At 70.9% G+C, this 11,770-nt stretch carries 11 protein-coding genes and 1 tRNA gene; 8 read left to right on the top strand and 4 right to left on the bottom strand.

Features of this window, described 5'->3' with window-relative positions:
- A partial coding sequence (locus FNX44_RS16825; protein ID WP_143649082.1) for an HNH endonuclease family protein occupies positions 1 to 556 on the top strand: 556 nt, incomplete at its 5' end.
- Positions 557 to 637: 81 nt separating this feature from the next.
- Here FNX44_RS16825 and FNX44_RS16820 read toward each other — a convergent pair.
- The gene (locus tag FNX44_RS16820) at positions 638 to 1,300 is read right to left on the bottom strand and encodes a superoxide dismutase family protein (RefSeq protein ID WP_143649081.1); all 663 of its coding nucleotides are present in this window, start codon (positions 1,298 to 1,300) and stop codon (positions 638 to 640) included.
- A gap of 160 nt (positions 1,301 to 1,460) precedes the next feature.
- On the opposite strand from FNX44_RS16820, the gene FNX44_RS16815 reads away from it, so the two are divergent.
- Entirely contained in the window at positions 1,461 to 2,102 is a 642-nt protein-coding gene (locus FNX44_RS16815) for a DedA family protein (RefSeq protein ID WP_143649080.1), read from the top strand.
- Between the two features lie 31 nt (positions 2,103 to 2,133).
- Here the strand turns inward: FNX44_RS16815 and FNX44_RS16810 are convergent, their stop codons facing one another.
- Positions 2,134 to 2,991: an ion transporter gene (locus FNX44_RS16810; RefSeq protein ID WP_143649079.1), complete on the bottom strand. Its 858-nt coding sequence runs from the start codon at positions 2,989 to 2,991 to the stop codon at positions 2,134 to 2,136.
- A 663-nt stretch (positions 2,992 to 3,654) separates the two neighbouring features.
- On the opposite strand from FNX44_RS16810, the gene FNX44_RS16805 reads away from it, so the two are divergent.
- The 4 genes from FNX44_RS16805 to FNX44_RS16790 all read left to right on the top strand — a co-directional run bounded on the left by FNX44_RS16805 (position 3,655) and on the right by FNX44_RS16790 (position 9,050).
- Positions 3,655 to 4,074: a hypothetical protein gene (locus tag FNX44_RS16805; protein ID WP_143649078.1), complete on the top strand. Its 420-nt coding sequence runs from the start codon at positions 3,655 to 3,657 to the stop codon at positions 4,072 to 4,074.
- A 591-nt stretch (positions 4,075 to 4,665) separates the two neighbouring features.
- On the top strand, positions 4,666 to 6,039 hold the full coding sequence (locus tag FNX44_RS16800) for a hypothetical protein (RefSeq protein ID WP_143649077.1): 1,374 nt from the start codon (positions 4,666 to 4,668) through the stop codon (positions 6,037 to 6,039).
- A gap of 478 nt (positions 6,040 to 6,517) precedes the next feature.
- Positions 6,518 to 7,603, top strand: coding sequence for a terpene synthase family protein (locus FNX44_RS16795; RefSeq protein ID WP_143649076.1), 1,086 nt, complete (start codon positions 6,518 to 6,520; stop codon positions 7,601 to 7,603).
- A gap of 70 nt (positions 7,604 to 7,673) precedes the next feature.
- On the top strand, positions 7,674 to 9,050 hold the full coding sequence (locus FNX44_RS16790; protein WP_143649075.1) for a protoporphyrinogen/coproporphyrinogen oxidase: 1,377 nt from the start codon (positions 7,674 to 7,676) through the stop codon (positions 9,048 to 9,050).
- 179 nt (positions 9,051 to 9,229) lie between these two features.
- Here the strand turns inward: FNX44_RS16790 and FNX44_RS16785 are convergent, their stop codons facing one another.
- Both FNX44_RS16785 and FNX44_RS16780 read right to left on the bottom strand, forming a co-directional pair.
- Positions 9,230 to 9,823 carry a DinB family protein gene (locus tag FNX44_RS16785; RefSeq protein ID WP_143649074.1) on the bottom strand — a complete coding sequence of 198 codons (594 nt, stop codon included), beginning with the start codon at positions 9,821 to 9,823 and terminating at the stop codon, positions 9,230 to 9,232.
- Positions 9,824 to 9,933: 110 nt separating this feature from the next.
- Positions 9,934 to 10,005, bottom strand: a tRNA-Val gene (locus tag FNX44_RS16780).
- A gap of 115 nt (positions 10,006 to 10,120) precedes the next feature.
- Between FNX44_RS16780 and FNX44_RS16775 the strand changes: the two genes are divergently transcribed.
- Both FNX44_RS16775 and FNX44_RS16770 read left to right on the top strand, forming a co-directional pair.
- Entirely contained in the window at positions 10,121 to 11,383 is a 1,263-nt protein-coding gene (locus FNX44_RS16775) for a coiled-coil domain-containing protein (protein WP_143649073.1), read from the top strand.
- A 121-nt stretch (positions 11,384 to 11,504) separates the two neighbouring features.
- The gene (locus tag FNX44_RS16770; RefSeq protein ID WP_143649072.1) at positions 11,505 to 11,738 is read left to right on the top strand and encodes an FmdB family zinc ribbon protein; all 234 of its coding nucleotides are present in this window, start codon (positions 11,505 to 11,507) and stop codon (positions 11,736 to 11,738) included.
- Positions 11,739 to 11,770: the final 32 nt, after the last annotated feature.

Here is an 11,770-nt window from a genome sequence, read left to right as displayed (position 1 = left end):
CGCCCACGCGGCGCCCCCCACGCCGCCCAGCGCCGCCGAGGCACGCACCATGCTCGCCGGCCTCACCGTCGCCGCCGAGGACCCGATGACCGGCTACGACCGCAAACTGTTCCCCCACTGGATCAACCAGGGCGACAACTGCAACACCCGCGAAGTCGTCCTCAAGCGCGACGGCACCAACGTCGTCACCGACGACCAGTGCCGCGCGGTCAGCGGCAGCTGGTTCTCCCAGTTCGACGGCGTGACGCTGCACAGCGCCTCGGAGGTCGACATCGACCACCTGGTGCCGCTCGCCGAGGCGTGGCGCTCCGGCGCCCAGACCTGGTCCGCCGCCAAACGGCAGTCCTTCGCCAACAACCTCAGCGCCGCCCAGCTCATCGCCGTCTCCGCCGGCTCCAACCGCGCGAAGGGTGACAAGGACCCGGCCGACTGGCTCCCCCGCGCCGCCTACCAGTGCGTCTACGCCCGCTCGTGGGTGTGGGTCAAGCGCAACTACGCGATGAAGGTCGACAGCGCGGAGAAGTCCGCCCTGACGTCGATACTCAACCGCTGCTGACGCCGCCGTCCGGGCGGGCGGCGGGGTTCCGCGAGGCGCCCCGTCGCCCGCGCGCGGCGTTCGCCCCGCCCGGCGCGCGGCTCAGCGGGCGGGAAGGAACGGGACGGTCACGCACGCCAGCCGCGCACCGGCCTGGCCCGCGTGCCCCTCCCCCATGTGTGTCTCGTGCTCGTGGATGACCACCGAGCGCGCCTCACCCGGCCGGAACGTCCACTGCTGCCGCGCACTCGACCGCGCGACCCCGGTGCGGTCCGCCTTGAAGTCCAGCCACACCTCGTTGTCCGGGTTGGCGTACCGGGGATCAACCGACGGCTGCACCGGGTCGACCTCGTCCTGGTAGTGCGGGCCCGAGGCCTCCGGGGCCTTCCCGCACGGCTTCGTGTGCACGTGCGCGCCGAAGATCCGCCCCGGCTCCACGCCGTCCACCCACAGCCGCACCGACGTCCGGCCCCCCTCGTGCAGGCGCTGCGCCACCGTCACGCCGGCCCCCTCCGGTACCCGCCGGTCGTAGGTGACCGCCGCCGGCACGGGCCCGCCCCGCCTGTCGGCCGACTGGAAGTGACCGCCGGTCGCCAGCCAGTGCTCGCCGTCGTCCGCCGTGTCAGTCCGGCTCGCCGGCGCCTTCGCGGCGGCCCCGCCGACCGGACGCTCCCCGTCCTCCCCGGCGGACACCGGGGCCGCGGTCGCCAGCACCGCCACCAAGGCCGCGCACGCCACCGTCGCCCGCCTGGTCACACCAGTCATGCATTCCTCCTTCGTCTCCACGGGGTTAACGGTGTAACTTTCGCGGGTACCCGCCGACGACCACGGCCGCCACATCCCCGAACAATCCGTGTGGGGGACGGAGGCGTACTCTTACGGCGGTAAATCGCTCCGTGACCCGGAGCCGATCCGGGGAGTGAAGGTGCTGGAAACACTGGGGACGTTGATCTACGCGCCGTGGATCTATGTCCTCATCGTGGTGTCCGTACTACTCGACGTCTTCCTCCCCCTCCTCCCCAGCGGCTTCCTGGTGATCACCGCCGCGACCGCCGCCGCCGGGACCACCGCCGCCGACCTCACCGGACTCGCCTCCCCTCCGCATCCCAGCGCCCACCTGCCGGAACTCTTCTTCCTGCTGCTGTGCGCGGCCACCGCGTCCGTCCTCGGCGACCTCACGGCGTTCCTGCTCGCCCGACGCGGCGGCCTCCGCTTCGCCGGCTTCATCTCCCGCTCCAGACGACTACGCAGGGCGCAGCACCGACTCGGCGGCGTGCTCGCCGCCGGCGGCGGCCCGCTGATGGTGCTCGCCCGCTTCGCGCCCGCCGGGCGCTCGGTGATGAGCGTGGTGGCCGGCGTCACCAACCGCCGCACCCGCGACTTCGTCCCCTGGTCCGCGCTCGCCGCGATCGTCTGGGCCGGGTACAGCGTCGGCCTCGGCTACTTCGGCGGCCGGCTCCTCGGCGTCAACTGGGGCACGACGGCGCTGTCCATAGCCGCCCTGCTCACAGTCGGCTCCGTCGCCGCCTACCTCCTCCGCCGCCACCCCTCGGCGCAACCCGGCTGAACCACCGCAGGCGCGCGGGACGCGTCGCGGCTCACCGCCGCAAGCCCGCCTCCAACTCGTCCAGCACCCGCCGCGCCTCCGCGATCTTCGCCCGCAACTCCTCCTCCCCGAACCCACCCCCGGCAGTCCGGGGCTCGCCGGGCTCCCGCGCCTCCCCCGCTTCCACCGCCCGCGCCTCGTCGAGTGAGTTGATCACCACCCCGATCAACATGTTGACCAGCACGAACGACGCGAGCAGCACAAAGGTGCCGTAGTACAGCACACTCCACCGCGAGTACTCCAAGCCCTCGTGCACCACCGGGCCCAGCCCGTCCAGCGTCGTCAGCAGGAACAGCGTCAGCAGCGCGCGGCCGAGCGAGCCGTACCGGTCCGGGTCGTGCTCCGCGTACAGCATCCAGCCGAGCATCGCGTACAGGTACAGCAGCAGCGCGCCGACCATCAGGAAACTGAACGTCCCCGGCACGCTCTTGGCGATCGCCACCAGGATGATCCGCAGCTGCGGCAGCAGCCGCGCCGCCCGCAGTACGCGCGCCAGCCGCAGCAGTCTGAGCAGCGTCGCGTTCTCCCGCATCAGCGGCAGATGCGCCAGCACCACGACCACCAGGTCGAACACGTTCCACGGGTCCCGGAAGAACCGCGCCGGCCGGTCCGCGAACGCGGCCGCCCGTAAAACGATCTCCACGGTGAACGCCGCCAGGAACAACCCCTCCCCCAGCAGCAGCCACTCCCGCCACCGCTCGGAAAGCCCGGAGTACGTCTCCAACCCCAGCACGACCGCGTTCCCCAGGATCGCGAACAGCACCGCGCCGGTGAACCAGCGCGTCTCGACGACCGCCCGCGCCCGCGTCGCGAGCGCGTGGCGCAGCGGCCCAGCGGTGGGATGGCTCATCCTCGGCTCGTCCTCCGCCGTGCGCAGTACATCGTCAACTCAGCGTGATCCTAAGGCTTACGAGCACCCCGGCGTGCCACACGAGTGAACGCGACGCCACCAGGAAGCCCTACGTCGGAGCCCGCGGCGCGCGGCTACGTCCCTCTCCACGTCGGCGACCACGCGGCGACCACAGCGGCGAGGCGCGCGAACGTCACGGTACTCCGCGAGTTCGACGTCAGAAAAACGATTCCTCAAGTCCACTTTCCGGGAAGGAGCGGAACTGGGATAAGTCACCCGCGAGTTGCCCCTTAGAGCTCCTGGCACAAGGAGGTGACTCGGCTCGCGTGGTCGTCTCCGGGCGACGGGTGGGCTACGCCGGATACGGGATCTCGTCGGTCGAGTGAGGGCATTCGGTGGCGGAACGCACGGCAACGGTGCCGTATGCCCGGTGGTGGGCAGGCCCGCCAAACGGGTAACAGTGCTTCGCCAGGCGGGTGACCACAGGAATAGCTGGGCTCTCTGCAGGCGATTCTCCGTCAAGGGACGGATTTTCCCTCTGACGTGGCGACAAAGTCGGCCGCCGCCCCCGGTCTGAGCAAAGGAGATCCCTGCATGAACCTGCGAGTAGGTGCGGGCGTCCAGGCAGATGCCCGCAAGTCCCCAGGCACAAGGAGCTCGAGCATGAGCCTCGCCGCCCGACTGGCCACGCTGGCCGCGGTCGTCGCGGTCGCCTCCGCCGTGCCCGCGCTGCCCACTGCGGCAGCCGTCCCTGATGCCGGGCAACAGGAGGCAGCAATCACCATCAACTCCGCCCGCACCCTTGGGCGTACCGAAGGTCTCAACGCAGTCCGAGGCATGGTCAACGTCACTTACAACTGTGACAGGCGGCCCTCCGTGATCTCCGTGAAAGCGCAGCTCCGCAACCGCCTCGCCAAGGGGACTGTATCCAACCTCACTTGCGATGGGAGTCCTCACGAAGTGGACGTCCCGGTGTCCACCTACTATGGCGACATCGAAGCCGGGGAGGTCGCCACCGTCGACGCGACACTGCACCGCCTGTTCTCCACCAGCTCTGACAGAAAACAGGTCACCTTTACCTGACGGTGCCGGACATCGCGAACACCCAGGAATTCTCCGCCCTCACTGCGTATTGGATTGATCTCGGAGGCGGGGACCCCGGCGAGAGCTTTTCGCCAGGTTCCTCCGCCTTCTGGGCGTCAGCGGCGGGGCTCCAGCCCGTGAAGACGCACTGGTCATCGCCTGCGCCTGGCCGGAACGAGAGGGCGATGCCGTCCATGGGGAGTCTCGCCGGGCACGTGGGCGGTGTAGCCCCCGCAGTGCAGAAAGCACCAGGTCGTGGTCGGCCTCATACGAGCCGTACAGCAGGAAGTAGCCGAGCTGCTGGTGGATCTGCCAGGACTACCTGAGCAGGATTGCGGCGATGCTGCGATCTCGGGCGTGTTTGGCGACGGCCAGGCCATGAACCCTGCCCGGCGAGCAAGCTCACGGCCATGGCCCTGTCGGCCGGACACCCGTTGTCCATGGCCATGCGGACTGAGGGCGCCGGGGCCGCTGGCCTAGGCTGACGTCCGCGCACAGTACGCACAACTGACGGGGGATCAGGTGGGTTTCGGTGGCATACGCGCCTTTCGCGGCATACGCGAGCGGCTGGCCAGACGTCCACGGACCACGATGGCGGCATCGCTGGCGCTCTGCCTCACCGCCGGACTCCTCGGCGGCTGGTGGGTGAGCGAGCGCGCCCAGGGGCACCATCTGACGTTCGCGGACACCGCGCCACGTGTGGTGCCGGCCGGGGAGCCGGAGCGGGACTGGCCCTCCCGCGGCGACCTCCTCGACGACGACGCGCTGCTGCGCGCCGCGATGCGCGCCCACGCGGTGCAGCACGGCGACAGCAAGGAGTTCGACGCCCGGGCCCGCTCCAACCAACTGGCGGCCCCGCAGCCGACGGTGCTCTTCGCCGGCACCCTGGGCGCGGCGAAGGTACCCACGGTGCTGCTTCTGGACAACTACCGGAACCGGATCTTCCAGTACGAGGAGCGGGACGGCGAAGGCCGCCGCCGGACCCAGCAGCTCCCGTCGCGAGCCACCTACCAGGGGGCGTTCCCCCTCCTCCTCAACCCCTCCGCGGACACCCCGAGGAACGCCCGGGAGACGTGGCCCAGAAAGGACCTGCGGCTCGTGCTCCCGCGGGACCTCTCCAACCCGCGCGTCGCCGGCTTCAACGGCAAGCGACCCGCCTGGCGGCCGGTCACGGTCAAGGACGGGGTCACCGAACCGCTGCGCTCCCACGACGCCGGCTTCAGCCCGCCCGGGAACGGGTGGAGGTCCGGCCCCCTGTCGAAGTGCGACCAGTCCGGCCTGCTGCTGCGCGCCACCATGTCCCTCGGCCAGAAGCGCGCCACAGAGATGTACTACCTGGTGCGCGAGGGCGACTTCCACGCGATCCAGCTCTACTTCGACCTGACCAGGCAGCCGGACGAACCGCTGGACGCCCAGCACGCCCGAACCCTCGCCCGCTCCCTGCTGTGTGCTGGGGCCCCCGTCAACCGGGGCGAGCAGCTCGCCGAGATCTACTGGAAACCTCTGTGGCGGGGCACCTCCCCGGACAGCCGCGGACGCAAGGAAATCGCCTCCGTCCTGACGGCGACGTTGGACGGAGAGACCCGAACGGGCCTGGTCCTCGTCGGCGTCGACGAGCCCCGCCACATCGACTACTTCGTCAAGCCCGCGTTCCCCCGGGAAGCCAACAGGGAGAAGTTCGACCTGTGGACCGCGTGTGCGGTCTGGGACGGCCAACTCGTCGCGACCGGAGAGTTCATCACGGGTGAGAAGGACTCCACCCGGATCCAGGTGACCAACCTGAGCACCGGCAAGAACATCACCAAGAAGGGGACCACCCTCACCGTCCCCCTCGCAGAACTCGACACCGCCGCCGAGAGCTCCCTGCTCGCCACCTTCACCGGCAAGTCGCGCACCAAAGGCAAGACCCGCGGCCTCACCAAAAGGATCCACTGCTACCGAGCCGACAACACCCCCACCTTCTGAGCCGAAACACGGCATCGCCTCCCACGGGACGGTCACCGGGGGCCGTCTGGGGACACCGGTCAGGACGTCGCGGCTGTGAGGCCGTTGCCTGCCCTCGAGTCCCCCTGTCGCGCCATGCCCGCGCCCGCACACGCGTCGCGTGGGCGGCCTGCGAGCGCCGTGCGAGCCGCGTACGGCATGGAGGAATGCGTCCGGACGCGTTGCGCCGCGCCTTGCGGGAATTCGGCGTGGTGTGGTGCCGTGAACTCCATGCCCGGCCGGCCCTCACGGTGTGTGGTGCCGCACCGCCTGCCCGGCAGGGCAGAGGCAGTTCCCCACACCCGTGGCCGGAGTTCAGGGTCGGCGGAGTCACTCCGTCGGTTCCGTCTCTCGCGCGCGCCCGGCGCGTCGGCCCGACATACACGCGGCGCCCCACGGGGGCGGCTCAGCGCAGTCGACGCGTCGCACCTCGCACACACCACCGCCTCCAGGAGGAGCAGTGACCGGCGGCATCGTCATCCCCCCACTCTGGTGCCCGATCGACCTCGTGGTCCGGCCCGGAGCCGCCGGTGTTCAGGCCGGCTCCCACGCCTGGCTGGAGCAGCACGGCCTGGACGAGCGTTCACTGCGCCGGGCGGCCGCCACGGACACCGGCTTCCTCGCCTGCACATGGGCACCCACCGCGACGGACGAAGGTGTGCAGTTGCTCTCCGACTGGCTGGTGTGGGCCCTGCTCTTCGACGACTACTACTGCGACAGCGGCCCCGACGCGGCCCGGCCCGGTACGTTCAACCCGCTCGCGGCACGCATGATGGTCCGCGCGCTGCACCCCGAGACCCCACCCACCGGCGACACCGCCTTCGACGCGTTCGCCTCCGCGCTCGCCGACCTCGTCACCCGCGTCCACGACCGCGCCGACCCCGAACTCGCCCACCTGTTCTCCCTGGTGCACTACCACTGGGTGGTCGGCGCGATGTGCGGCGTCAGCGACCGGGCCCACGGCAGTCTGCGCTCGGTGGAGGACCACCTCCTCATCCGGCCCCCGGACGGCGGATCACTGTGCAGCGTGCACATGATCGAGATCGCCGAAGGAACGTGCCTTCCCGCCCGGGAACGCGTCCGCGCCGATGTCCGGGCCCTCACCCAGGCGGCCGGCATCCTGCTGACCGTCCCCACCGACCTGGCTTCCTACGCACACGAAAAGGCCCAGCGAAGCCTGGAGTCGAACCTCGTGCACATCCTCGGCGCCGAGCGGTCACTCACCGCACAGGCCGCCACCGAGCAGGCGCGCGACCTGCTGGAAGTGGTCATGGACTTCTTCCTGCGCATGACCGCCCGGCTTCACGAGGAGGGGGACCCCCAACTCCACCGCTACACCGACCAGCTGACTCACATGGTGCGGGGCACCTATGAGTGGCAGCGCTCCCTCCCCCGCTACACCACCGCCCTAGAGCCCTCCGAACTCCCCGACGGCCCCACAGCGACGCGACCGGACACCCCACTGCACGACATCACCCACCGCCCGAACCGCACAGTCACGCGCCCGCCTGCCCCGATCTCCTGGTGGTGGGACCTCCTCGCCTGACCCGCGTGGCGACGCAGACATCCGAAACGACTTCCCGGACGTTCGTTCTTGATCAGTGAGCGAGGTCGACATGGACCGATCCCGTACACCACACCACCCTGCTCGCCGCCCCCAGAAGATCCTGGTGATCGGCGCGGGTGTCGCCGGCCTCTCCGCGGCCTTCCGACTCCAGCGCGCCGGATACGACGTGACGGTACTCGAACGCAGTGCGCACGTCGGCGGCCGGATGTGGACCGAGGAGATCGACGGCTACCGCGTCGACACCGGCGCAGCGATGCTCCCCGACAGCTACCACCAGATGCGACGACTGATCCGCGACGCCGGACTCGCTCACGAGGTCGGGCCGTCCGGCGACGTCTACGGCTTCCTGCGCGACGGTGAAGTACACCGCTTCGGCAAGCGACTCCCGCGCGACCTGCTCACCACGAGGCTGCTGTCGGCACGCAGCAAGACGCGGCTGCTCCGGCTCGCCGCCGACACCCGGCGCATGGGCGACCGCATCACCTTCCGGGATCTGACGCGCGCGCCCGAGGCGGACGAGTCCTGCGTCGCCTACGCCGACCGAAGGCTGAACCAGGAGCTCTTCGACTACCTGATCGAACCGCTCAGCACGAACTACTACTTCGCGCCGCCCGAAGAGCTCTCCATGACCCACGTGTACCTCGCGGCCAGGTCGGCTCTCGGCATCGGCTATTTCAACTCCCCCCAGGGAATGGCCTTCCTGCCGCGCGGGCTCGCCAGGCAGCTCGACGTCCGGCACCACACCACGGTGTCGGCCGTCGAGGAGACCAAGGACGCCGTGACCGTCGGCTTCACCGACCACGACGGCGTCGAACGACAGGAGACGGCGGCGGCCTGCGTGATCGCCGTTCCAGGACCACTGGTCGCCCGTATCTGGCCCGGCCTGCCCGCCCCGATGCGTGCCTTCCTGTCCAGGCTGCGCTATTCGACGTGCCTTCACGTGTCGTTCGGCCTGTCGGCCCGCCCCCGGGAATCGTCCATGTGGATCTTCGTTCCCCGTCGGGAGTACCCCGGCGGCCTCGGTGTCTGCCTCGACCACAACCGCGCCCCGGGCAGAGCCCCCGACGGCAAGGGCCTGATCACCGTGTACTGGCCGACGTACACCAGTGAGGCGCTGTACGACCTTCCGGACGAGGACGTCACCGCGCGGGCGCTCCACGACATCGAACAGGTTGACCTCTTCCCCGGCCTCGCCCGGCGGATCGAGATGACCAGCGTCTCCCGCTGTCGACCCTGCGTTCCGGCCACCCACCCCGGCAGCATCGCGGAACTCACCGCCGGCGTGCGGAGTCTCGACCGAGGCTCCCGCGTCGCACTGGCAGGCGACTACTTCTCCTTCGGCAGCACCAACGCCGCCCTCACCTCAGGAGAGATCGCCGCCTCACGCCTCGCCGTCACACTCGACGCCCGGCGGCCGCCCCTCTGACAAGGCGCCGACGCGTGCGTGTCGGGCCTAGCGATGTGAGCCGAAGGCGAGTACGGCGGCGGATCGAGGAGTCGTCGGGTGCGCAGGTGGTCTACTGCGCGCTCGTCGCCGGGCTGCTGCTTGTTGTCATCCTCGGGACGCTGCCGTGAGTCCGGGCGGGGCGGGGAGCCCGGACGGCTTCAGTTCTGCGGGGACTGGGCCTGCTTGGCGGAGGTCTCCAGGCGGGTCCAGTGGTTCTGGAACCAGGCCTCGTCGCCGGTGGCCATGTTGTCGGCGTTCCGGCGTAGACCGGTTCTGCCGTCGATCAGCTCGCGGACGATGTCGGCGTGGCCGGCGTGCCGGTTCGTCTCGGCCGTCATGTGCAGCATGATCCGCTGGAGTGTCACGTGTCCGTTGTCGCCCCACCATTCGACGTGGCCCGGCGCGTCGAGCGGTAGGGCGTCGATCGTGGCGTCCGCGTGGGCGCGGGCGCGGTGGTAGAGGCTCAGGATCTCCTCGCGGGACTCGTCGGCAGTCGCCCACATGTCCGCGTTGGGCTCGGCTCCCTCCTCGTCCCAGGGGAGGTGTTCGCCGTGCGGGCGGCCGAAGGTCGGGCCGAAGTAGCCGAACTCGACGGTGGCGAGGTGCTTGACGAGGCCGAGGAGGTTGGTGCCGGTGGGCGTCAGGGGGCGGCGGATGTCGTACTCGGAGAGTCCGTCGAGTTTCCAGACGACGGCTTCGCGGGCCGCGGTGAGGTAGCGGTGGAGATCGGCTTTGGGGTCGTTGGGCGTCATGTCGGTGAGTGTCGCAGCAGCCTCTGACAAGTGATCGCCCCGGACGTCGCAAGCCCCGCCGAACATGGGTCGGCGGGGCTCGTGGGAGTGCCGGCTGCCGGCCGGCGGGGTGGGCGCAACAGGGATCGAACCTGTGACATCTTCCTTGTAAGGGAAGCGCTCTACCGCTGAGCTATGCGCCCGTGGGAAACGGCGGTCCACAGCGTACCGCACCGGGCCTGTCCGGCTGTGACGGCGGGATGGGAGAATGACCTTCGACTTCGGTTGCGGTGACGGGAGAGGGGTTGTGGGGCAGCGATGAGCGGGGGCGGCACGCGGCGCTGGGGTTTCGGTGGCGGACGGGCGGAGAGCCTGCGGGCCGACGCCCAGGCGGCCAAGGACGCCGCCGCGGCGGCTTTCTACGAGCTGGACACGGCCCAACGGGATCTGCGGATCTCCATCGAGACGATCACGGCCGTGGACAACTCGCCGCCGGCCCGTCGGGCCGCCGCCGACTTCGCGGCGTTCGGGGAGCGGATCGACGCCAACAGCCAGGACTACATCAGTGTCGTCGACGCGCACGACCTGGACCGGGAGGGGATCGACGCGGGGGCGGCCTCGCGGGCCCTCCAGGACCTGAACCGGGTCAAGGGGCAGCTTGAGCAGACACGGGCCGACCTGCGCCGCTTCGCGGAGAGCATCGGAGGGCTGCTGGAGCAGGCGGAGGGGCAGCTCGCGCAGGTGGCGCCGGCCGTGGAGCGGGGGCGGCAGGCGCTGCTGGCGGCGACGCGCGGGCTGGACGAGGTGCGGGCGGCCGGGCTCAAGGCGGACGGCCTGGCCGAGCGGCTGGCGAAGCTGGGGCCGGAGCTGACGCTACTCAACCAGGGCGCCGGGCAGCACGGCGTACGGCCGACGATCCAGCGGGCCGAGCGCGTCCAGCGGGAGGCTGAGGCCATCGCCGAGGAGGCACGGCGGCTGCCGGAGCGGGCGGCCGAGCTGGACCGTCGGCTGGCCTCGCTGCGGACCCGGGCGCAGGCGCTGGCGAACCGCGCGCAGAAGGTCGATCCGGTGCTGAGCGAGCTGCGGCGGCGGTTCAGCGCGGCCTGCTGGCAGGACCTCCAGCGGGTGCCGCAGCAGGCCGTGGAGGCGTCCCGGCAGGCCGAGGCGAAGCTCGCCGACGCCCAGCGGGCGCGGAACGAGCAGCGTTGGGCGGACGCCACGGCGCTGCTGTCGTCGGCGCGGGCGGTGTTGAGTACCGCCGACGACGGGGTGGGCGCCGCCGACGAGCGGTTGCGGCGGCTGAACGAGGTGTCGTTCAGCCAGGAGAAGGAGACCGAGCGGGTCCGGTTCGCGATCCGGGACGCCCAGCGGCTGGCGATGGCCGGCCGCAGCACGCCCGATGCCCGGCACGCGGGGCCGCTGGACAGCTCGGTGGTCCGGCTGGAGCGGGCGCTGGAGATGTTGGAGGCCGGCGGTCGGCATCCGGACTACTGGCGGTTCCTGGTGGAGCTGGACGCGATCAAGGAAACGGTGGCGTCGGTGGTCCAGGACATCCGGTCCTCGCGGGGTCAGGTCGGCTGAGGGGCGGGCGTCGGCGCGGGGAGCCCGTGCGGGGAGCCCGTGCGGAGAGCCCGTGCGAGGCGGGTCGCGGAGTTGTCCACAGGCTCGGTGAGGGAGGGCGGGGCCCGGTTATCCTGCGGTTATGCCCAGATACGAGTTTCGCTGTCGGGAGTGCGGGGACGTCTTCGAGGTGAGTCGGCCGATGGCCGAGTCCGCCGCGCCGGCGAGCTGCCCCGACGGCCATCAGGACACGGTGAAGCTGCTCTCCACGGTCGCGGTGGGCGGTGTCGCGGCGGCCGGTGCGGCGCCGGCACCCGCAGCCGCCGCCGGCGGCGGTGGCGGTGGCGGTTGCTGCGGCGGGGGGTGCTGCGGCTGAGCGGAGGCGCCCGCGAGGGGACCGGGCCGGGC

This window comes from Streptomyces alkaliterrae (genome assembly GCF_007097205.2).
Lineage (GTDB): Bacteria > Actinomycetota > Actinomycetes > Streptomycetales > Streptomycetaceae > Streptomyces > Streptomyces alkaliterrae.
The sequence above is the reverse complement of the archived record's forward strand: the minus strand, read 5'-3'. Positions and strand labels throughout refer to the sequence as shown.